Origin of the sequence: Bacillus sp. RC251, assembly GCF_044908765.1 — a bacterium.
Taxonomy (GTDB): Bacteria; Bacillota; Bacilli; order Bacillales; family Bacillaceae_G; genus Bacillus_A; species Bacillus_A wiedmannii.
Window position 1 is genome coordinate 117,451 of the sequence record NZ_JBIYDP010000005.1, and the last position, 20,555, is coordinate 138,005.

The 20,555-nt window shown below is 37.7% G+C and carries 21 protein-coding genes; 7 read left to right on the forward strand and 14 right to left on the reverse strand.

Features of this window, described 5'->3' with window-relative positions; all coding sequences use genetic code 11:
• Positions 1-150: 150 nt before the first annotated feature.
• The 4 genes from ABH961_RS18435 (at position 151) to ABH961_RS18450 (ending at position 6,068) form a co-directional block, all read left to right on the forward strand.
• Positions 151-1,029, forward strand: a complete 879-nt coding sequence (locus ABH961_RS18435; protein WP_098049191.1) for a cell wall-binding protein EntA — start codon at positions 151-153, stop codon at positions 1,027-1,029.
• A 79-nt stretch (positions 1,030-1,108) separates the two neighbouring features.
• Entirely contained in the window at positions 1,109-1,411 is a 303-nt protein-coding gene (locus ABH961_RS18440) for a DUF3910 family protein (protein ID WP_098082131.1), read from the forward strand.
• 297 nt (positions 1,412-1,708) lie between these two features.
• Positions 1,709-3,328 (forward strand): SWIM zinc finger family protein, encoded by a 1,620-nt coding sequence (locus tag ABH961_RS18445; protein WP_404519760.1) that lies wholly within the window; start codon positions 1,709-1,711, stop codon positions 3,326-3,328.
• Positions 3,312-6,068, forward strand: a complete 2,757-nt coding sequence (locus ABH961_RS18450) for a DEAD/DEAH box helicase (protein ID WP_098152824.1) — start codon at positions 3,312-3,314, stop codon at positions 6,066-6,068. The genes ABH961_RS18445 and ABH961_RS18450 overlap by 17 nt, the downstream gene beginning before the upstream one ends.
• A gap of 176 nt (positions 6,069-6,244) precedes the next feature.
• On the opposite strand, the gene ABH961_RS18455 is transcribed toward ABH961_RS18450, so the two are convergent.
• The gene (locus ABH961_RS18455) at positions 6,245-6,730 is read right to left on the reverse strand and encodes a VanZ family protein (RefSeq protein ID WP_048542591.1); all 486 of its coding nucleotides are present in this window, start codon (positions 6,728-6,730) and stop codon (positions 6,245-6,247) included.
• A gap of 110 nt (positions 6,731-6,840) precedes the next feature.
• Here ABH961_RS18455 and ABH961_RS18460 point away from each other — a divergent pair, with 110 nt between their 5' ends.
• Positions 6,841-7,065 carry a DUF1659 domain-containing protein gene (locus tag ABH961_RS18460; RefSeq protein WP_087985939.1) on the forward strand — a complete coding sequence of 75 codons (225 nt, stop codon included), beginning with the start codon at positions 6,841-6,843 and terminating at the stop codon, positions 7,063-7,065.
• A 90-nt stretch (positions 7,066-7,155) separates the two neighbouring features.
• Positions 7,156-7,371, forward strand: a complete 216-nt coding sequence (locus ABH961_RS18465; RefSeq protein ID WP_048542594.1) for a DUF2922 domain-containing protein — start codon at positions 7,156-7,158, stop codon at positions 7,369-7,371.
• Positions 7,372-7,390: 19 nt separating this feature from the next.
• Here the strand turns inward: ABH961_RS18465 and ABH961_RS18470 are convergent, their stop codons facing one another.
• Positions 7,391-7,789 (reverse strand): DUF4359 domain-containing protein, encoded by a 399-nt coding sequence (locus tag ABH961_RS18470; protein ID WP_000731403.1) that lies wholly within the window; start codon positions 7,787-7,789, stop codon positions 7,391-7,393.
• A 194-nt stretch (positions 7,790-7,983) separates the two neighbouring features.
• Between ABH961_RS18470 and ABH961_RS18475 the strand changes: the two genes are divergently transcribed.
• Positions 7,984-8,490: a competence protein ComK gene (locus tag ABH961_RS18475; RefSeq protein ID WP_048542596.1), complete on the forward strand. Its 507-nt coding sequence runs from the start codon at positions 7,984-7,986 to the stop codon at positions 8,488-8,490.
• A 55-nt stretch (positions 8,491-8,545) separates the two neighbouring features.
• Here ABH961_RS18475 and ABH961_RS18480 read toward each other — a convergent pair whose 3' ends face one another.
• From ABH961_RS18480 to galE, 12 genes are all read right to left on the reverse strand, one after another.
• Positions 8,546-9,016, reverse strand: coding sequence for a sigma-70 family RNA polymerase sigma factor (locus ABH961_RS18480; protein ID WP_098075973.1), 471 nt, complete (start codon positions 9,014-9,016; stop codon positions 8,546-8,548).
• 218 nt (positions 9,017-9,234) lie between these two features.
• Entirely contained in the window at positions 9,235-9,915 is a 681-nt protein-coding gene (yknW, locus tag ABH961_RS18485; RefSeq protein ID WP_000449616.1) for a YknW family membrane protein, read from the reverse strand.
• Between the two features lie 16 nt (positions 9,916-9,931).
• The gene (gene yknW / locus ABH961_RS18490; protein ID WP_404519762.1) at positions 9,932-10,630 is read right to left on the reverse strand and encodes a YknW family membrane protein; all 699 of its coding nucleotides are present in this window, start codon (positions 10,628-10,630) and stop codon (positions 9,932-9,934) included.
• Positions 10,631-10,757: 127 nt separating this feature from the next.
• A complete protein-coding gene (locus ABH961_RS18495) occupies positions 10,758-11,960 on the reverse strand; it encodes an ABC transporter permease (RefSeq protein WP_404519764.1) in 1,203 nt (400 codons plus the stop codon).
• Positions 11,957-12,637, reverse strand: coding sequence for an ABC transporter ATP-binding protein (locus ABH961_RS18500; RefSeq protein ID WP_404519766.1), 681 nt, complete (start codon positions 12,635-12,637; stop codon positions 11,957-11,959). The genes ABH961_RS18495 and ABH961_RS18500 overlap by 4 nt, the downstream gene beginning before the upstream one ends.
• Entirely contained in the window at positions 12,634-13,827 is a 1,194-nt protein-coding gene (locus ABH961_RS18505; RefSeq protein WP_064460102.1) for an efflux RND transporter periplasmic adaptor subunit, read from the reverse strand. Before ABH961_RS18505 ends, ABH961_RS18500 begins: the two co-directional genes overlap by 4 nt.
• 239 nt (positions 13,828-14,066) lie before the next feature.
• The gene (gene pgtP, locus ABH961_RS18510) at positions 14,067-15,401 is read right to left on the reverse strand and encodes an MFS transporter (protein ID WP_404519767.1); all 1,335 of its coding nucleotides are present in this window, start codon (positions 15,399-15,401) and stop codon (positions 14,067-14,069) included.
• A gap of 19 nt (positions 15,402-15,420) precedes the next feature.
• A complete protein-coding gene (locus ABH961_RS18515) occupies positions 15,421-16,455 on the reverse strand; it encodes an ABC transporter substrate-binding protein (RefSeq protein WP_098706693.1) in 1,035 nt (344 codons plus the stop codon).
• The gene (locus tag ABH961_RS18520) at positions 16,452-17,234 is read right to left on the reverse strand and encodes a DUF3919 family protein (protein ID WP_098048766.1); all 783 of its coding nucleotides are present in this window, start codon (positions 17,232-17,234) and stop codon (positions 16,452-16,454) included. The genes ABH961_RS18515 and ABH961_RS18520 overlap by 4 nt, the downstream gene beginning before the upstream one ends.
• A 66-nt stretch (positions 17,235-17,300) precedes the next feature.
• The gene (locus tag ABH961_RS18525) at positions 17,301-18,731 is read right to left on the reverse strand and encodes a HAMP domain-containing sensor histidine kinase (protein WP_404519769.1); all 1,431 of its coding nucleotides are present in this window, start codon (positions 18,729-18,731) and stop codon (positions 17,301-17,303) included.
• 11 nt (positions 18,732-18,742) lie between these two features.
• Positions 18,743-19,414: a response regulator transcription factor gene (locus ABH961_RS18530; protein ID WP_064476140.1), complete on the reverse strand. Its 672-nt coding sequence runs from the start codon at positions 19,412-19,414 to the stop codon at positions 18,743-18,745.
• Positions 19,415-19,536: 122 nt separating this feature from the next.
• A complete protein-coding gene (gene galE / locus ABH961_RS18535) occupies positions 19,537-20,529 on the reverse strand; it encodes a UDP-glucose 4-epimerase GalE (RefSeq protein ID WP_404519771.1) in 993 nt (330 codons plus the stop codon).
• Positions 20,530-20,555 lie beyond the last annotated feature (26 nt).

Below are 20,555 nucleotides of genomic sequence, written 5' to 3' on the forward strand. Positions count from 1 at the left end.
ATAGAATGAAAAACGCTTTCCTATATTTTTTGTTATATTACAGGATGTTAACGACTGATTACGAATGGTTTGTAATTGTGTGTTTTCCCGAAATCCGAAAAAATCTGTTGCTATAATGAGGACACGAAAACAAACGCAATGGAGGCTATCATGAAAAAATTAATTGGAATAGCAACAGCAGCAGTTTTTGGTCTTGGGATTTTCACATCATCTGCTAATGCAGAAACTGTTGTAACAACAGACGTACTAAATGTACGCGAAAACCCTACTACTGAATCAAAAGTTGTCGGTAAATTACTAAACGGTAATAAAATAGATGTTCAAAATACAGAGAACGGATGGTCAAAAATCACTTTAGATGGTAAAGACGCATTCGTAAGTGCAGAGTTCACAAAAAGCATCTACTACGTAACAGCTAACGTATTAAACGTACGTGCTGAAGCGAACACAAACTCAGAAATTCTTGGAACGTTGAAGAAAGACGATATGATCGAAACAACGAACCAAGTACAAAATGAGTGGTTACAATTTGAATATAACGGGAAAACAGCTTATGTTCACGTTCCTTTCTTAACAGGTACAGCACCTGTTATCGAGAAACAAGAACAACCTGCTCCTGCTAAAACTGTAGCACCAGCTAAAACGCAAGCACCTGCAGCACAAGCAAAACCAGCTGCTAAGCCTGCTGTGAAAGCTGCTGAGACTAGCGAACCTTCTAATGGTCGTGAGTTAACAGTTGTCGCTACAGCATATACAGCTCACCCAAGCGAAAACGGTGGCACATACGGTGGCCGTGTATTAACTGCAATGGGTCATGACTTAACAGCGAACCCAAACATGAAAATGATCGCTGTTGACCCGAAAGTAATTCCATTAGGATCTAAAGTATGGGTTGAAGGTTACGGAGAAGCTATCGCTGGAGATACTGGCGGTGCAATTAAAGGTAACCGTATCGACATTCTACTTGGATCAGATAGCGCTGCTCAAAAATGGGGACGCAAAACTGTTAAAGTGAAAATTTTAAAATAACCAATGACTGCTAAAGCCGGTTCTCTTTGTTGAGAGCTGGCTTTTATTTTTTTATAATAACTATAAGGAGGTTATGTTCATGAATGTACAAGCAAAAGTAGACTGGATCGGTACACCAAAACCGTATATATATAAAGATGAAGTAACATACGACGCTACTTCCATTGACTTTTCACTCGCTGGCGATGACAATCGATATAAATTAATTGTGCTCAGATTTGAAGAAAATACACACTACAAAATTGTCCAATATGGAATCAAACCCGGCTCACAAAAGCCATTTCCTATCGATATTCCATTCGAACAAAACATGTTACCAATTATAGAACAAATATTACATGATCCATATGTGCAAGCGATATTAAAGGAAACGCGCTCATAATTGAAAAAAGGATATCACCTCGTCGGATTTTTTCGGCTAAGTGATATCCTTTTTATTTTCCCTTCGTAAACACGAGTAGAGAAAAATATATTAACGGTTCGACACGAAATATCGATTTACCGACAAAGATTGACAAGAGAAGTAAACTACAAAAAAGATGCCGTTCAAAAATATTGAAAAACACCTTTCCATCTCCATTCACAGTTACAATATAATAATCCAAATTTCATTTTTTCTGTTTTGAGCATTTTTTGTTTATAATGGTAAAGGAAAGAAATATGTGTACGGAGGAATATTATGCTGCAACACTCAATTACGAAAGATGAAATTATGATGATTGCGAATGAGTTCGTTCAAGGACTAGATCCACAGCAAACAGCTGATCAGGAACATGTCGCTACAGCTCGGCACCTATATCGTAGTGGTGTTGTCTACAACGTTGACTTTGATGGTTATACGCTATCAGGAACTGTAGATGCTGCAGGCAGCGTATATAGCGTCCATATCCCGATTCGTAACGTCGCTGAAAGCTATTGCGATTGCTTTGCACCAACGCAATGTGAGCATATGCTCGCTGTTTTACTATCTGCAGCATCTAGTTTCGGGCAAGTAGGGGATGTATTAACTTTATTTAAAAATAATACGAAACCTTCCCTTCCTCCTATTCGAACTGCAAGACAAGTATTGCAATCATCAGCGTTTGAAGAAACGGATTATAAAAGTTGGCAATCGTATTTTGACAACGAATATGAATCATTTAAAAAAGAACAAGCTCGGCTTACTTATAAACAAATGTATTTTCTTATGAGTATTTTTACAGACTTCTATACGAAACTCGAGCGGAAAGCTCCGCGTATCGTTGCGATACATGAGTTGTTCAGGCTACACGCAGCGCTTTATTGCTTTCAAAAATTATTAAAAGAAATTCAGGACTTCGAAGCAAATAAAACGTATTCTTATCACCAGCCTGTTAACGTCGTTCGCTTATTTGTAGATAAAGTGGAATCCATCGTTCGGGACTTACAATCAGAAGCGATTCCTTCAGAGTCTGAAGCAATTTTGCAAGAAACAGCTCGTCTCGTTCACGAAGTATTCTTCTCCACTGACGCCTATACGCAAGAAAGATTTTTTATTTATCGTCACATATGGAGTGAACTCTTACACAATAAAGAGAAACTACAAGAAGAAGAAAAGCGAATCGATACGAAAATCAATCCACTTTCCAAAGCATTAGCATCTTCTCACCTACTCTTTTTAAATGACGAAGACCTATTAGCGATGGACTTACTAAAAAAACAGCCTGCTTCTGTTGTAAGTCTGTACTTCTATTGGTTAGAAGAGCTATTAAATACAATGCAGTGGGATCGTGCGAAAAACTGGCTTTCCTTTACGTATAAACAAGTGAAGAAAACGATACATGAGCACGAAAATACGATTTTCATAAAAGATATCGTTCGCTTATTTGTCATCATGTATGAAACGTATGCAACCCATACAAATGAACAAGCCGGACTCGAAATGATTTTGCAAGAGCTACTACCATATAGTTTCGCAAACTATGAGCAATACGTACTCGCGAAAAAGCAATATCGTACATGGGCAGAACTTCAGCTCTTACATGGGTTTGAAGCAATTGAACTTTTGAAAGAGCCGCTGAAAGATATTGAAAAGGAAGCACCAGAAGCAGCCCTTCCTCTTTATCACCTTGCTGCTACCGAGGCCATTGAAGAGCGAAACCGCAAATCATATAGACGTGCAGTTCGTTACTTAAAGAAATTACGTACATTATATAAACGATTAAAGCGCACTGATGAATGGGATTCTTTCATTATTCACATCGCAAACTTACATTCACGTCTGCGTGCACTACAAGAGGAATTACGGAAAGGAAAATTAATCGATGATCAATCAAACTGAAGTAACAATTAGGCTCCAGCACGTTAGTCAAGGTTGGTTCCTTTGGGGAGAAGATGACAGCGGTACTCCATTATCCGTAACAAGTTGGAAACGAAATGCATTTACGTGGCACTCCACTTCCTTCTACGGCACGTTTCTAAAGGAAGCAACCTTTGAAGGAAAACAAGGTGTTATGCTAACAAACGCACAAGCATTTGAATACATCGCTAATAAACCGATGAACTCCTTTGCCCATATTCAAATGAATGGCCCTATTACAGCACTTACGAAAGATGCGAACGAATTATGGGATGCCTTTACAAGCGGTAGCTTCGTACCTGATATGGAGCGTTGGCCCAAACAACCATCTTGGAAAGTGCAAAATACCCCGATCGAAGATGACACATTGGCATCTCTTTTCTCGGCCGCGGTAAATGAAAGCATATTACAAGATAACCGTTCAAACGATGGATGGGAAGATGCAAAGAGACTTTATGAACATTACGACTTTACGAAAAGACAATTGGATGCAGCACTACATGAAGAAGATTGGCTTCGAAAAATCGGTTACATTGAAGATGACCTTCCCTTTACAATTGGACTACGGCTACAAGAGCCGCAAGAAGAATTTGAAATGTGGAAGCTTGAGACAATTGTTACACCAAAGCGCGGGGCACATCGCATATATGTATATGAAAGTATCGATTCTTTGCCAAAACGATGGCACGATTATGAAGAACGTATTCTTGAAACACAAGAAGGATTCAGTAAGCTCGTACCGTGGTTAAAAGAAGGCGATGCATTCCGAAGTGAGCTCTTTGAAACAGAAGCGTGGAACTTCTTAACAGAAGCAAGTAACGAATTACTCGCTGCAGGTATTACGATTTTACTGCCATCCTGGTGGCAAAATTTAAAAGCGACAAAACCAAAATTACGTGTGCAACTGAAGCAAAATGCCACGCAAACGCAATCTTTCTTTGGCATGAATACACTCGTTAATTTTGACTGGCGAATTTCAACGAACGGCATTGATTTATCAGAAAACGAATTTTTCGAACTCGTTGAACAAAACAAACGATTATTCAATATAAATGGTCAATGGATGAGACTGGACCCAGCCTTTATCGAAGAAGTACGAAAGCTTATGAACCGTGCCGATAAATATGGACTCGAAATGAAAGATGTCCTTCAGCAACATTTATCAAACACTGCTGAAACAGAAATTGTAGAAGAAGATAATCCATTTACCGATATTGAAATCGAGCTAGATGGATATTATGAAGAGCTATTCCAAAAACTATTGCACATTGGAGATATTCCAAAAGTAGATGTCCCTTCTGCACTAAACGCAACACTCCGTCCGTATCAACAACATGGCATTGAGTGGTTATTATATTTAAGAACGCTTGGATTCGGAGCATTATTAGCTGACGACATGGGACTTGGAAAAAGCATTCAAACGATCACTTACTTACTATATATAAAAGAGAACAATCTCCAAACAGGCCCTGCTTTAATCGTGGCACCGACATCTGTTCTTGGAAATTGGCAAAAAGAATTTGAGCGTTTCGCACCAAATTTACGTGTTCAGTTACATTATGGAAGCAACCGAGCGAAAGGCGAATCATTTAAAGACTTCCTTCAATCAGCAGATGTTGTATTAACATCTTATGCATTAGCTCAGCTTGATGAAGAAGAACTTAGTACGTTATGCTGGGATGCTGTTATTTTGGATGAAGCACAAAATATTAAAAACCCACATACGAAACAGTCGAAAGCAGTACGAAACTTGCCAGCAAATCACAAAATCGCTTTAACCGGTACACCGATGGAAAACCGACTTGCCGAGCTTTGGTCTATTTTCGACTTCATTAATCACGGATATCTCGGCAGCTTAGGACAATTCCAGCGCCGCTTCGTCTCACCAATTGAAAAGGACCGTGATGAAGGAAAAATCCAACAAGTTCAACGTTTTATCTCGCCGTTTTTACTGCGTCGTACGAAAAAAGATCAAACAGTCGCATTAAACTTGCCTGATAAACAAGAACAGAAAGCGTACTGTCCACTTACTGGTGAACAAGCTTCCTTATATGAACAACTTGTTCAAGATACATTGCAAAATGTAGAAGGATTAAGCGGGATTGAAAGACGCGGATTTATATTACTCATGCTGAACAAACTTAAACAAATTTGTAACCATCCTGCTCTTTATTTAAAAGAAACAGAACCAAAAGACATCATCGAACGTTCCATGAAAACGAGCACACTAATGGAACTAATTGAAAATATAAAAGATCAACATGAAAGTTGTTTAATCTTCACACAATACATCGGTATGGGGAACATGCTAAAAAATGTGTTAGAAGAACATTTCGGTCAGCGCGTCCTCTTCTTAAACGGTAGTGTACCGAAGAAGGAACGTGACAAAATGATCGAGCAGTTCCAAAACGGAACGTATGACATTTTCATCTTATCGTTAAAAGCAGGTGGAACTGGCTTAAACTTAACCGCTGCCAACCATGTCATTCACTACGACCGTTGGTGGAATCCAGCTGTAGAAAACCAAGCAACAGACCGCGCATATCGTATTGGTCAAAAACGCTTCGTTCACGTTCATAAACTTATTACAACGGGGACACTCGAAGAGAAAATTGATGAAATGTTAGAAAGAAAACAATCATTAAACAACGCTGTCATTACAACCGATAGTTGGATGACCGAACTATCTACAGATGAACTAAAAGAATTGCTTGGTGTATAAAGTGAAACTTTAATCAGTGGGGGTTTTCTTCATCCCACACTGATTATTAGTTGAACCAATCGGACTTTTATGGGCAGTTGATCCCCCACCTAACTTCTTTGCTCTCGCTGAATTTTGAGGTGGGGGTCTTACTGCCCATTAAAGCGGGATAAACAAAAGGAGCTAATCTCAAAAGATTAGCTCCTTTTTCTACTCCAAAACCAATTGCTTATTATAATTCCTGTTAATCCGCCGCACGTATCCAGTAATGAATCTTGCCACATCGGTGTACGATCTCCCGTAGTCCATTGATGAATTTCATCAAATGTTGCATATCCCGCAACGAATAGAAGAGCGTATAGGAAGCACCTTTTTCTCGAATAACCCGATCGATGAAAAGCATAATACGTCAATGAACCGAGCATAAAGAACACCATAAAATGAGCACCTTTACGAAGGAAAAACTCAATAAATCCGCCTACACCTTTATTTGCAATGCTAACAGGTGTACCACCACCATAATCGATAGATACCCACGAGAAATGCTCTTTCACAAACTCAACATTTACATATTGTTCAATATCCGAACGCATATCCTGCTTTTTATATGGTTGTGCCGAGGAATAGAAAATCAACCCCATCCATAGTAAAACAGGAATCCAAAATAACCATTTACGATTCATTCTTCCGAAACCCCTCTCTTAGTCTTTTAAGCGTACCAAAAAAAAGAATAAATTTCACGCCAAAACATGACATTTGCACCCTATTTATAAAGTGAAAGGGGGTGATAAACATGGCAGTCGAAACAATCGTAACGGACTTAACTTTACGTCTTGTCTTAAACAATGGATTAGATCAGAACGGAAAAACAGCTTTTAAGCAAAAACAATTTAAGCGTGTTAAAACAAACGCAAACTTAGAGCAAGTACAAAACGTAGCACGTGCTCTTGCTTCTTTACAAGCATCACCGCTTCACGCTATACAGCTTGTTAGCACATCAGATCTTTCTACCCTATAAGGTGGAACTTTAATCAGTGGCGGGCATCCTCCGCTGATTACACCGATCGCCCCGCATATAACACGATAAATAAAAAGGAGGAAATAAAGTATGCAAGTACTAGAATTAATTTTTGCGAAAGAAGATGGAAAAACAGTTGTTTTTTCTATCGAGAAACCTATCACACCCGTCGATGCACAAGTCGTAAATCAAGTAATGGATACCATCCTTGCCTCATCTGTATTTTCATCAATTAATGAAAATACCCGAAAAAAAGGAGCCCGTCTCGTAGAAAAGAAAGTATCTGAAGTTCCAATTAACTTATAAACAAAAAGACGAATCTGCATCATTTTGCAGATTCGTCTTTTTTCTTCGGCATTTCAATCGGAATAAAGATTTTTGAAAAACCGACGCATACATATTTATAATGTTCTCCGCCTATATCAAACTCGGTCGTATATGTTGAGAAGAAAATATAATCATTTCGCTTTGTATAATTCTCGATTAATAATCCAACTTGTGGCTCAACATATTTTTTCGCCAACTTCTTACCAGCCGATGCTAAATCGCCAAGGAGACCTTCTTCATTTTCCTTTTGAACTTCGTCTAGCTTCTTACTTACATCATTACGTTTCATAAACTGCTTCGCTGCCCAATCCGTATATTCACCTTTACTCGGATTACTATTTGCTAAATATACTAGAAGAACAACAACTAGAGCCATAATAATATACTTTTTCTTCATACTATCTCACCGCCTACTCTTTTCTATTTTCATATATATGTACAAGCGATGCAAATTAGAAAGACTAACATCTATTGATTGTAAACGAATAGTCAAAATTTACAATATGAAACAGAATATTAATAATTAATTTACTTAATTCGTATATAATTATATTTGGTATTACTATCATTTATAAGGGAGGAATCAAATTTATGAATGAAGAAAATGATATTATTATTTCTAATTCTACAATGATGCTGGAACCTTACAAGCACCCTTATTATCGCACCAAAATTATCGACAGTAGCGGGAACCATCTTTACTCCTGTCAAACTGCTCTCCAACTCATCAAGCAATCTTGTCTAACCAATGTTCACTCTACTTATCAAGGTAGACGTAATGCAGTCCAAACAAACTTTAAATTCAAACAAAATGTCCCAATTCCAATTAATCATCGAGAATATATTTGTGCTTTCCCGACAGAATCTCCTTCTTCTCCAAACTGTATATGGCTATTTTATAACCATATAGATGACATAGAATTTTTCAAAAAGAGCAAAAAAGCTAACATTCATTTTTCAAATGGCACTACTACAACAATACATATCAGTCCCCATAAGTTAAAACAACAATTATTAAAAGCTGGATACGTATTATCACGTATGAACATGCAAGATTCACTACAATTTAAAAACCTCTTATTACATTTACTACCTTAACAGAATAAGTAGAATGGAAGGCAATATCCCTTGCCTTCCATTCTTATAATCCTATTTATCCTCTTAAGCTATTTCGCATTTTCTCAAGTGCTTGCCGATACACCCACCTCACTTGATAATAAGTCATTTCCATCTCGCTAGCGATTTCCCCCATCGTCTTCCCTACAAAAAAACGTTCGAAAATAATATACTTCTCCTTCTCATCTAATACACTCATAAAATCCTTTGCTCTTATTTCAGCATCTTCAAACGTAAAAATCTCCTCATACTCACCTACGTAAACATTCCTTTCTTGCAAGGCAGACTCTTTCTTCAACCTTTCCAATATATAACCACGCACAGTTATAACTGCATATGCAGGAAAACTTCCTTTCTCCGCATCAAATCTTTCATAAGCATGCCAAAGACCAATTAAACCACATTGATAATACTCTTCATGATCTTGATAAATACCTAGCTTCTTTATTTGATTTACAATCATACCTTCATACAAAACAACTGCCTCTTTAAAAGTTGCTGGTTTCACACAGTACCCACTTCTAAAAGGTATACCTCTTTGTTATTCCGCCGGTACCTCCACAATATAAAAATAAAGAAGTGATTTCACTGTGAGTAATTTCAAATACTATCGCCGAAATTTTAAATTACACGAAGTAGAATTTGAAATTCTGCTGGTCGTATTTGAAATAAGGGTAAAAATAAAAAAGGTGACTCCCGAGAGAGCCACCTTTTCATAAAAATATATTATGCGCCAAAACTGTTTCCTAAACCCTTTAAAAAACCTAACCCTATTGTTAGAATAAAGAAAATTACAATTAAAATTGTCGCTTGTTTCTTGCTTAAACCAGCCACAATATGTAACCCTAATCCTGTTAAAATTAAACTCCAAATATTAAAAATCTCAATTGAAGATGCAATGCCATTTAAAACTGTCCCTTTTTCAAATAAAGGAGCTAAACTTGTATAAGCATCCGTTCCATTTCCTTCAAAAATCAAACCTAATCCTACATTTAACAAGCTCCCAATGTAGAAAACAAGATTAGCGTATAAGTAAATAGATAATATCTTCATGTAAGGAGTATCATTGCCCATTAACATCATAATCACTTTATAGAAACCTGCTGCAATAAAGAGGCCGATAGGTGTTCCAAATAATCCGAAAAGTGCTCCACCACCAAGTGCAAACCATTTTATCATTTCCCCATCTTGGCCATTCATTTCTTTTGCCACTTCTGGGGTATTAACCACTGATAAATAAAATACCGCAGCTGTCGTAACCGTCCCAATTAGAACAAATAAAAGGAAAGCTATCCAAACCGGACTTTTCGTCTTCATTCGCTCAAACTGTTCACCTGGAGATGTAATCATCCCTAATAATGACGGCTTTTTCGAATCTACATCTTGCGTATTAATATTCGTTTCCATTATAACGCCCCCTTATTTATACTGGCATATTTGGTAAAAATGCTGTAATTAACATAACAATCGCTGCTAAGAATAACGCTTTAATGATGAATAAAACGATAATTGGAATTGCTGCTTTCACTTTACTTACTCCCGCTGTAATTTGCAGTCCTAACCAAATTAAAACGATATTCCATAAATAGAATACTTCAATCGAACTCCCTATTCCATAAGCAACTGAACCTTGCTCAAATAGTGGTCCTAAGCTTGTATATGCAGTTGGTGCGACACCTAAAATTAAAGCTATACTACCATTAATAAATCCACCAATAATAACAACAATGTTCGCATATACAATAATCGTTACTAATTTGTTATAAGAGGTATCATTCCCATAGAACATCATAAATACTTTATAAATAGCTGCAACAACGAACGTTACCAACATACCCCCTATAGTACCAGACACAATGCTGGAAATAACATCGGACGTCAGTGAACTCTGTCCTGCAAATTCACCTAGTTCTTTTTTCACTTTCAACATCTCAGGTGACGTATTCGTAACGTATGTAGTAAAAGCACTTAACAGCCCTTGTAATAGCGCCATTAAGAAGAACATACCCCAAACTTTCTCGCTCGTCTTCATTCTCTCAAACTGTAAACTAGGAGAGGTAATCATTCCAAACAATGATGGCTTCTCTCCGCCAGCTTTTTGTGTATTCAAATTCGCTTCCATTATAACGCCTCCTTCTATTTATATAACCCGTTCTAGTGGGTGGTTCACTTCCTCACATGAGGCTACGAACCGCCCACTAGAACGGTAATGTGTAGTAGAGAGCCCCCCTCTCTACTACACTACTAACTTATTCATAACGTAATGCTTCAATTGGATCTAATTTCGCAGCTTTATTTGCTGGAATTAATCCGAAAATAATACCGAGTGTCATAGAGAATAGTACGCCACCAACGACAACTTCCCATGAAACGAGTGGTGGCCATTTCGCAAATGTGGAAACGATATAGGCCCCGCCATATCCAAGACCAATTCCAATTAAACCACCTAGAAGTGTTAACATAACTGCTTCAATTAAAAACTGTAATAAAATTTTACTACGCGTTGCTCCAAGTGCTTTACGTATCCCAATTTCGCGTGTACGCTCCGTTACAGATACGAGCATAATATTCATAACACCGATACCACCAACGACTAATGAAATACCTGCAATACCGCCGATGATCATCGTCATAATACCAGTTACTTTAGAAACATTTTCTTGGAATTCTTTTAAATTCACCAGTTCATATTTACCTGGAATTTCACTTGGCTTACGGCTATTTAATACATCAACAGCTTTTTTCCCTGCTGCTTCTAAGTCATCTACATTTTTAGCTTGAATTGCGATATTTTGAATATCATCTGTTCCGAATAAAACAGGCCATAATGTAAGGGGGATTAACGCTTCTTCCATTTCAAATCCCATAAACTCATTATCAGATGTATACACACCGACAATCTGCATCGGTTGTCCTTTCATCTCAATAATTTGCCCAACTGGGTTTACGTCCTTAAATAACGTCTTTTCTGTTTTTGTACTAATCATCACAACGTTATTTGCATGAGAAATATCTGATTCATTTAAAGTACGTCCCTTTACGACCTTTACTTTATTAACCGCAAAATATTCATTATCAAGACCAATAACATTCAGATTTGCTTTTTTATCATTTACATCTAGTATCTCTGTCGTCGAATTTGTCGTAATAACATGTGAAACATCTTTCACTTGTTTTACTTCTAAAATATCCTCTTCCGTTAACTTCGGTATTTCAAATCCGCCTATAGCAAACTCATCATTCATATCTGGTTTAAATTGAATTGGCATAAGGTTATTACCACCAGAACCTGCGAATTTCGATTTCAGCATGGCTTCCCCGCCTTGCCCGATTGCAACGACAGTAATAATTGAACCGACCCCAATAATAATACCGAGCATCGTAAGCGCTGAACGCAGTTTATGAGCTAAAATAGAAGATAGGGCAATTTTTATACTATCTAGTAAACTCATACCGCACACCTTCTATCTTCTGTAATTTTCCCATCTCGCAGTACAATGCGGCGGGAAGAATACGCTGCTACTTCCTCTTCATGCGTAACCATAACAATCGTTGTACCTTCTGCATTAAGCTTCGTGAAAATATCCATAACTTGCTCACCGGACTTCGTATCAAGCGCGCCTGTAGGCTCATCGGCCATAATGAACGTTGGATTATTCGCAATCGATCTTGCAATCGCTACACGCTGCTTCTGTCCACCTGATAACTCATTCGGTAAATGGTGAACCCTGTCTGATAAACCGACTTTACTAAGCGCTTCCAGAGCCCTTTGACGACGCTCTGCTTTCTTCACCCCACCATATACGAGCGGAAGTTCAACATTTTCTACTGCCGAAAGACGTGGAAGCAAATTAAAGTGCTGAAACACAAAACCGATATATTCATTACGAATTAAAGCAAGCTTTGACTCGTCTGCTGTTAAGATATTCACATCATTCAGCATATATTCGCCTTCTGTTGGACGATCTAAACAACCGATAATATTCATAAGCGTTGATTTACCAGAACCAGACGGTCCCATAATCGAAACGAACTCACCGCTTTGAATCGTTAAACTAATATCATGTAAGATCGGCACTGCCAACTTTCCTTGATAATACGTTTTAGCAATATTATTTAACGTAATCATTTCTCTTTCACTTCCATTCCGTCATACACGTCGTCGGAAGGATTTTTAACTACCTTTTGCCCCACTTTTGCGCCTTCAACAATCTCTGTCCAATCTCCATCAGTAGAACCTTTTTTCACATTTTGTTTACGAAGCTTCCCTTTCTCTTCAATATAAACAAATGCATCATCGCCTTTTTCTACAATGCTCTTAGTTGGAACAGCAATCATCGTCTTATTCTCTAAATTTACTTGCAGAGAAACGTGATAACCTGGAGATAAACCATCTTGACTATCAAGACTTGCTTTATATGTATATTGGGACATATTTTGAGTCGCTTCACCCATACCACCAGCTTGAGCCATCTCTGCACTCGTTGGGAATTCACTTACCTCTGTAATTTTACCTGTCCACTTCTTCTTACTATTTGCTTTCGCAGTGACAGTAAATGTTTGATCTGGTTGAATTTGTGACTTTTGAAGCTCAGTTAACGTCCCTTGCACTTGGAATGGATCTTTAGACGCCACTTGTAAAAATGCTTTCCCTTGACCGCCTAACGCTTGAGATGAACTTTGCGCCGCATCTTTATCTAACTTTTGAACGACACCAGTAAAATTACTATAAATCGTAAGCTCTTTCTGCTTTTTACTTAACTCTTCTTTCTGCAACTTCCCTTTTTCTTTCTCAAGATCAGTTGTCTTTTGCGCCATCTCTAACTCACTTACTTGCTCTTCCATCGGATCTGTTACTTCTTTCCCAGCTCCGCTATCTTTCACCTTCTTAATTTCTTTCTTGAGCGAATCAATCTTTTTCTTCCCTTGATCATAACGCATATCCGCCATCTTCTGATCAAGCTCAGCTTGCTTCATTTGCAAATTAATCTCTTCATTATCATAAGAGAATAACTTCGCACCTTTCTCAACCTCTTGTCCTTCTTTTACCTCAATATCTTTCACTTTTCCTTTAGTTGGATCTGCATAAAAACTTTCAATATTCCCAGGCTTCACCTGACCAGAAATTAACTTCGTATTATTAAGCTTTCGCTCCGTTACTTTCTCAAAGCTTACAGCATCAGCAGATGTTGATGCTCCCTTCTTCTTACCTTGCATAATAAAAATATTAACTGCTGCTACAATAACAATTAGTGCAATAACCCCGATAATAATCCATTTCTTCTTCTTGTTTGGAGTACGAACCGTATTTGGTATCATTTTCTCGCTCCCTTTATAACTTAATAGTTTAATATAAAAATTGTATAAAACTTTCTGAAAATAAATTACATATTATTACATTCTTTTTACAAAGTTTTACACATCCATTTATATTGTAACAAAAATTCCAATGATTAGAAATATGACATATTGTCTTTTAAGATAGATTTAAGGAAAGATTATATTAATATAAGAAAAGCCATCCAATATAACAATTGGATAGCTTTTCAGACAAAATATTACACAACTTTAGAAGCTTTTCTCTCATGTCCCATTTGAACAATCAGTAAGAATATCGTTGCTAATACGCCACCTGCTAACAGTAACATGAAGCAACCATCCCAGCCAGAACGATCAACAATGATACCAATTGCTGCGTTTGCTATGAAACTTCCTCCAACATAACCGAACAGACCACACATACCAACTGTCGTACCTACTGCAAATTTCGGTACTAATTCCATCGCACTTAAACCAATTAAGAACTGTGGTACATAAATTAAACAACCGATAATAGAAACTGCAACACTCACAACAATAATATTAGTTGCCTGCCAATAGACGATTGTTCCAACAACAACCCCAGCCATACTCATAACACATAATGGCATACGTTTTCCTTTGAATAATTTATCGCTTAAGAGGCCGACAATTAAAGAACTTGGAATCGCTGCTGTTTCAAATATTGAATACGCAAAATGCGCTTCTGTTTTTGTAAAACCTTTCACTGTTGTTAAGTAAATTGGTACCCAGTTAATAACACCGAAACGAATTAAGTAAACAAATGCATTCGCAATACATAAAAACCAAACAAATTTATTTTTCACTACATATTTCATTAAAATTTCTTTTGGTGACATCTTATTAGCATTATCTGCTTTTTCAAGATCTTCATAGTCATTACGATATTCATCAATTGGCGGAAGACCTTCAGATTCTGGCGTATCCTTCGCATTAATCCATACTAGAACTGCAATTACCATAGCGATTATCGCTGGGAAAATAAATACGCCGCCTTGCCAATGGCTTTCACCGAAAATACCTACACCAATTCCAATGAATGGTGGAACAAGTAGTGCACCAACGTTATGTGAAATATTCCAAAGACCTGTTTTCGTGCCACGTTCTTTCTTTGAAAACCATTTCGTCATAACAATACTACAAGGTGGTGCTCCCATACCTTGTACAATACCGTTTAGAACAAGTAATGTTAAAATCATCCCAAAGGAAGATGCATAACCGAAACAAATATTAACAAGCCCAGATAAAAATAAACCTACTGCAATAAATCGTTGAGCAAATGCTTTATCCGATAAATTACCCATAAAGAATTTACTAAGTCCGTAAACAACAGCCATTACTGCGCCTAATAATCCAATTTGTGTCGTGCTAAATCCGAACTCATCTACTAAATATGTAGTAGATAAATTAAAGTTACTACGAACTAAATAATAAGCAGCGTACCCAACTGAAATCCCGATTAACACACGAATACGTAATAATTTATATACTCGATCAATCATATCCGCTGGCAATCTCTCAATTGCAGGTGCTGGCTTAAGCCATTTAAACATATTCTTTCGTCTCCTTTTCTCACTTCTGAGAGAGACGCTGTCTATTCCATATCTCGATTATTCCGCTATTTGATATATTTTTGTTTGTTCTTCTAACCGGCTGCCCTTCTATTTCTTTCTCATTCTTCGCAAACATCGTTGGTACGCCAAACGAAACCTTTTCTAAAATGTGACCCGCTTCTTCTGATAAACAATAATCAATAAATAAATCCGCAATAATACCATTCGGTGCACGTTTTAGTTTCGAAATCGCATTAACAGATAACCCTGTTTGCTCAGGTACAATACTTACAATTGGAAAGCCTTGTTTTTGAAGCATTCTCTGATCTCCCATGAAATTGATGCCTATCATATACTCACCGCTTGCAACAAGTTCCACTGGTATGTAACCATTCACTGTTACTTCACCAACTTGCCCTGCAAGGTTCCTCACATATTCCTTCGCTTCTACTTCACCTACAGTATCAATAAGTGATTGAAAAAACGTATATGCTGTTCCTGAGACATTTGGATCTGGCATTACAATCTTTCCCTTATATACTGGATTTAATAAATCTTGCCACCTTGATGGATAAGGAAGTCCGAGCGGCGCTATTTCTTCATTCCACCGCTCTTTATTGATCGCCATTGCCAGCTTCTCCACTTCATAACCGTACCAATAACCGTCTTTATCTTTAACAGTTTTTGAAATACGGTTCGCATGCTGACTCATAACAGGAATAGATAGATTTTTTTGCTTCATCATTTGATGCGCGTCTACCGTACCGCCAATAATAATATCTGCTTTCGGATTTCCAGCTTCCTCTTCTACCCTCCGAAGAAGCTCTTCTGTCGAAAGACGAATAAATTCATACGTACAGCCGCGTGGTTTACAAAATGATGAAAGCAAAGCTTCACCAACTTCCTCACGAGCTGCTACATACGCAACAAGATGACGATCATCCAAAACAGGGAGACCACTTTTATTATATTTAATAGAGGTTGTATCTCGAGAGCAACTAGACATCGCTCCTCCAATTACTAGCAAAAAGAAGAAAAAGGCTATCTTTCTCATGACACATTCTCCTTTACAAATAAATTTGCGAGGGAGCTTTTCATATACATAACATTCCCGTTATTATCGCCGAGATATTGCACAACAAAGTACGATGGATATACAGAAATAGTAAGAATGTCTTCCCGCTCATTCTTTATACGCTTCCTTGTTTTATAAGCGGTAATATAAGCAATCGGTTCATTCTGTGATTGTAATAATTTCTGTATTTCTCCGTAATCTGTAATTTGCTTTGCGTACCGAATCGAATCAAGTATGTGCGTAAGATTCATCGCACGTTCTACATCACCTTGGCGCACTATGACATCCTGCGCTGACGCAAAAAAATCACTAATACGTTCTGGTGTATAATACAGGCTTAACAAATACGTTTGAAATGCTGAAATCATTGGATCCGTACCATTCTTTCCGTACATATCAGCCCCGTACTGGAACAAGTCACCTACTGCAAAAGTACGTTTATTTCCATTCAAGTACGTTACTTCTCCAGTAAATACTTGTTCTTGATTCTTAGCTTCTCTCGGTTCTATTTGAATTCGGTCAAAGAATGAAACAATCGTATGCAAACGAACTTCATCCGTTATAACAATTTCTCCCCACTTTTCATGCCTAACCTTCATTTCAGTAGGCAGGGATTCATTCACTCTTTGTAAAACAGTTTGTTTGTCATTCACTATTGTGATCCGATTATATATTTGCTTCTCCATCACATAAAACAAAATAAGAGAAACAATTATACAAAGAACAAACATAAGAATTTGAAATGATAGCCTTTTCATTTCTGCCTACCTCCAAGATAAAAAAACGTTGTTTCGAAAATACCGCATAATTGTTTCATAAATGTATCATTTAACCGCTTTCAAGTTTTTTATGTCTTCCATCCGTCTCGGAAGCAAAAATGTAATAAATATTGTAGTACCAATCTCTTCACTACTCTCAATTCGCATACTTCCGCCCTGCTTATTCATAATCTCCTGACAAATATACAAACCGTAACCATTCCCGTAACTAGAAGGCAGTACCTTCCCTTCTGGTACTTCATTCCACTCTGCAAGCACACCTTCATCTATACCAATGCCATCATCATGAACAAAAACCTTTGCCTCGCATTCATTTACAATTACATTCATACGAATTTGTGTAGCATCGCTATATTTTATCGCATTATCAAGCACGTTTAAGAAAATCTGTTTCGTCTTATCGAAATCGGCAACAACATGTACATCTGTTAACTCATTTATCACTTCAATCTCAAATTTCTGCAGACGAGGTTTCACAATTGAAACTGCTTCTTCTGCTAATTCCTTTATGTTCACAACTGTAGGTGATACTTCAAACGTACTCGTCCCGTACTTTGAAGACTTAAGTAATTCCTCTACAAGTGATAATAAACGCTCACTCTCTACAGCCACATATCGCAGGCTCTCTTTTACATCTTCCTTCGCCTTTAACTTCGGAATTAAATCCACATAGCCAATAATCGCCGTTAACGGTGTTTTTAGCTCATGCGTAATACGGTCTAAGAAATCTTTCTGCTTCTCTTTCTCCTCTTTCAATTGCTTAATATGCATTTCAATTCCATCAGCCATCGCATTAAAAGATGCTGAAAGCTGAGCAATTTCCACATATTCATTTAGCTCAATCTTGCTTTTATAATCCCCATTCGCAAGCCGCTTTGCCATTTGTCTTAACTGATCAATCGGCTTATGAAGAGACTTTGCCAAACGAATTGCAAAGAAAATACCCGCAGCTACTAGACAAAGAGACGTCATTAAGAACGTCCAGCCAACATTTGTTAAAACTTCCTTCTCACCCGTTAACTCATTTATAAAACGAACACTTCCGATGACATCGTTTCCATAATAAACTGGGCTTGAAAACAAAAGAATTGGAGCTGGGTCTCCCTCTTCAAAAACATAAGACTTCTTCCCCTTCAAAGAGCTCTCAATATCAATGTTCCGATGAAGAAGTGCTCCTTTTTGCGTATCCGCAACAACATCTCCATTCTTCCCAATCATCTGTACACGTACATCCATGCGCTTCGCTAAATACGAAGCAATTAAAAGTGAATTCGGACCGAGCGTCTCTACCTCTGCTTCCTTCTCTAAATAATTCATCGTATAAATTTGTGCTTCTACACTTAATTTCTCTAAAGAATTTGCCGCGTTATGATACATATTCTTTTCTAACGTAATATAAACAACTGCGTACAAAAGAACAAAAATCGGGATTAACAGTCCCACTATTCCAAACACCATATTCCTTTTTAAAGACATACCATCACCACTTAACAATCTAGTTTATAGCCAACGCCATAAATTGTCTTAATATATTCCCCGCTATTCCCTAGCTTCTTCCGCAGTCTTTGCACCATAATATCAACCGCTCTCGTATTTCCGATATACTCAAACCCCCATACTTTCTCAAGTAACTCATCTCTCATAAATACACGCTGCGGATTGGAAACAAACAACTGACATAAATTAAACTCTCGGTACGTTAACTGAATTTCTTGTCCACTAACATGCACCTTTCTTTCCTTAGGACAAATCGTTATCTCTCCTGCCCCAATTACTTCATGACTTACCGTTACCTCTGCCTTCTTCACACGCCGCGTCATATTCTTGACCCGAAGAATAAGCTCCGCATAATTAAATGGCTTCGTCACATAATCATCCGCACCAAGCTGCAGACCAAGCAATTTATCATTCATCTGACTCTTTGCAGTTAACATGAGCACTGGAATATCCCTATTCTTCTCACGGAACAAGCGAAGCAACTCATACCCATCTGTATCTGGAAGCATAACATCCAAAATCAGTACATCCGGCCCTTCATTCCATTTCTCTAAAGCTTCTCTTCCATCAGCCGCCGTGAGCACTTCATATCCTTCCATCTCAAGCTGCATCCGAATCAAATTACGAATACTCGATTCATCATCAACTACAAGTATTTTCATTATTCTCCTCCTTCCATCTCGTATTATAGTACAGTTTAGTATAGCAAAAATCATACAAAAAAAGAGAGGGTATTGTCGAACATATGTTGAACGACAATACCCTCTCTTTCACTTATTATATTTTATTTAGCATACCCATTAGGTTGCTTCTGATGCCAATTCCAAGCGTGCTCAATGATTGTCTTCACATTTACATACTTAGGATCCCAACCTAACTTCGCTTTCGCTTTCTGAGAAGAAGCAACTAGACGTGCTGGATCTCCTGCACGGCGCGGTGCTACTTCAGCAGGAATTTCATGATTTGTAACTTCACGAACTGCATCAACGATTTCTTTTACACTGAAACCATTACCATTTCCTAAGTTATAAAAATCACTCTCTCCGCCGTTCTGTAGGTCTTTAAGCCCTAAGAAGTGAGCTGCCACTAAATCTTCAACATGAATATAATCACGGATACAAGTACCATCTGGTGTATTATAATCCTCACCAAACATCATAATCTTCTCACGTTGACCTAACGCCACTTGCAGTACAAGAGGAATTAAATGAGTCTCTGGGCGGTGATCTTCCCCTATAATACCATTTGGAGTTGCACCAGCCACGTTAAAGTATCTGAAAATCTTATAACGTAAATTAGAAGCTTTGCTATACCAATGAAGCATCTTCTCGATTGATAACTTCGTCTCTCCATACGTATTCGTTGGATTTGTCATCGTTTCCTCAGTAATAAGTTCTACATCTACCTCGCCATACGTTGCCGCAGTAGAAGAGAAAATAAACTTATCTACCTTAAACTCATCCATTACCTCTAATAAGCAAAGCGCGCCATACACATTATTATTATAATATTGAAGAGGCTTCTCCATACTAACTCCAACTAAAGAATCAGCTGCGAAATGCATAACCGCCTCAATACTCTCTTGTTTAAAAACATATCTTAAAAATGCTTTATCACGAAGATCTCCATTATAAAACTTCGCACCTTCCGTAATTGCATCCTCATGACCCGTTTGTAAGTTATCTACTACTACTACAGATAAACCTTCTTCTACTAATTTTTTCACAGCGTGAGAACCGATATAACCAGCTCCGCCGCAGATTAGAATTGAGTTCATTGTCTTCCTCCTACATATATTAGGAT